The organism is Mesorhizobium sp. M4A.F.Ca.ET.022.05.2.1, assembly GCF_003998845.1.
Lineage (GTDB): Bacteria > Pseudomonadota > Alphaproteobacteria > Rhizobiales > Rhizobiaceae > Mesorhizobium.
In genome coordinates this window covers 1-1,687 of the sequence record NZ_RZOJ01000679.1, presented here as the reverse complement: position 1 = coordinate 1,687, position 1,687 = coordinate 1, and the positions used below count along the sequence as shown (strand labels likewise).

Sequence of the window (1,687 nt, the reverse complement as noted above, 5' to 3'; positions counted from 1 at the left end):
GCATATCTGCGCAATTCGACTTCGCCAGGCGCCGAGTTGCACGCGGAATCGATCGGCGTTGGCTCGCGTGCGGCGTGCTTGCTGCGGGATAGCTGGAGCACTCCGATTGCCGCTCGGCGATGACCAGCGAGTACGACCGAGAGCGATGACAACGAAGCAGCGACCTCGCCGCTCCATTCGCGGAGCGGCGAGGCACCCCTGCGCCCCAAGTGCCGGTCCCAACACCCGGCACTGCTGACGTTGCAATTGTGGTGCCAGCAGCAAATGACCCATTATGAGACGCCTGCGCGCCTCGGTTCAGGCGGCAAATCGCGCGCCGGGCAGGCGTGGCACGGTTCTTGCTGCCACAGCTTCAGGCATGCTGGCGCAAAGACGCTGTTCCATATCGACACCGGCATATGAGGTTGGGACAATGATGTCGCACAAACTTCTGTTCGGCCTTCCCACGATGGTCCTGGTCACGGCCCTGGGCATGGCCCTCACCCGCTTGGCATTGGCCTTTCGCGAGTTCGTCGCGCCACGCTACCGGCCGGAACTCCACTATATGCGCGGGCCCGGGCCGGCCACCGCGCGCCGCCTGAGCGGGCGCTGAGCGGGCGCTGAGCGGGTGTTGCGGCTGGGCCTGTCCTGGGCGGAGATGCACCTCGTGGCGCCAGCCGGTGGCTTGCCGCCGCCATAGAGCAAAATGGGGATTCACATAACCCGAGATATGATTTAGGCTACCCTCAAAAGATCGCAGGGTGGCAACCGTGGAAGCGACTTTCGACGACCTGACCAGGGCTGTGGCACAGCCCCGCAGCAACGTGTGCGCCGTTGGCCGCGCTATCGCGCTCAACCTCGCCGGCAAGCTCCTGATGGGTATCGCCATCGGGCTGGGAATTGCCATTGGCATGGCCATCGCCGGCTAGCGCGGTAACCTGCTCGTCACTAATTCCGCCGCTCCATTTGAGAGGCGTGCGGCAGGCGTTGGCATTATATATTAGCAATCGCTTGTATTTCGACCAAACCAGGATCATCATGCAAGGCGCTTTGTCGGGAGCTCTTCAGGGAGATTTTCCGATGCGACCGGTGCTCATTGTGATCGCCTTGGCAGTCTGCTTTGTCCTGTGGGACAGGCTGGAGAATGAAGGCCGTTACACAACACGGATAGAAGACAGCTTCCGGCAGGCGGCCGCTGACCTGCCGAGCGGCTCGTACGGCCACGAGATCCGGTTCAACCGTGACCTCATGAAGCGTTGAAGGGCTCTCAGAATGAGCCGAAGCGGCGGCTGACGCGCAATTCTCGCATTTTCGCACTCCTCACCGCTGCGGCCACGACAGCCCGTGCCGTCAGTCATGCTGATGTGGCGCGCGGACTGTCATCGAATCTTGCGCCCGCACGCACGTCGCGCCATGGTCTGCCAGACCCGAGGAGGAATCATGCGAAACGTCCTGGCATCGGCGCTGCTGACCGTCGCGCTGTCCGCAACCGCCGCCAACGCTCTGGACAGCGGCGCAAACCCTGTCGTCGTGACCCCGCTCGCCGATCGCACGGAAACGGCGTCCGGCCAGCCGATCACGCTGCCGCAGAAGAATGTCGAGGTCATCGTTTCGACCTTCGAGATCGCCGTCGGCGCGACCTTGCCGGTCCACAAGCATCCGTTTCCGCGCTACGCCTATGTCGAGGCCGGGACGCTCAAGGTGACCA

Annotated in this window: 3 protein-coding genes and 1 pseudogene; 3 read left to right on the top strand and 1 reads right to left on the bottom strand. The window is 63.2% G+C overall.

The genetic code is table 11. The features are described from left to right. Positions 1–415: 415 nt before the first annotated feature. The gene (locus EN745_RS35845) at positions 416–592 is read left to right on the top strand and encodes a hypothetical protein (RefSeq protein ID WP_189363264.1); all 177 of its coding nucleotides are present in this window, start codon (positions 416–418) and stop codon (positions 590–592) included. Between the two features lie 133 nt (positions 593–725). On the opposite strand, the gene EN745_RS35840 is transcribed toward EN745_RS35845, so the two are convergent. Then, positions 726–1,019 carry a hypothetical protein gene (locus EN745_RS35840; protein ID WP_145992321.1) on the bottom strand — a complete coding sequence of 98 codons (294 nt, stop codon included), beginning with the start codon at positions 1,017–1,019 and terminating at the stop codon, positions 726–728. A 40-nt stretch (positions 1,020–1,059) separates the two neighbouring features. Here EN745_RS35840 and EN745_RS34490 point away from each other — a divergent pair, with 40 nt between their 5' ends. Together EN745_RS34490 and EN745_RS34485 are read left to right on the top strand one after the other, a co-directional pair. Beyond that, positions 1,060–1,239 carry a hypothetical protein gene (locus EN745_RS34490; protein ID WP_127407656.1) on the top strand — a complete coding sequence of 60 codons (180 nt, stop codon included), beginning with the start codon at positions 1,060–1,062 and terminating at the stop codon, positions 1,237–1,239. A gap of 180 nt (positions 1,240–1,419) precedes the next feature. Then, positions 1,420–1,687 (top strand): annotated as a pseudogene (locus EN745_RS34485) (cupin); the annotation flags it as partial.

What these genes read in the sequence shown, in the direction of transcription:
- EN745_RS35845 (WP_189363264.1), top strand. Translation starts at nt 416, where the DNA reads ATGTCGCACAAACTTCTGTTCGGCCTTCCCACGATGGTCCTGGTCACG.
- EN745_RS35840 (WP_145992321.1), bottom strand. Translation starts at nt 1,019, where the DNA reads ATGATGATCCTGGTTTGGTCGAAATACAAGCGATTGCTAATATATAAT.
- EN745_RS34490 (WP_127407656.1), top strand. Translation starts at nt 1,060, where the DNA reads ATGCGACCGGTGCTCATTGTGATCGCCTTGGCAGTCTGCTTTGTCCTG.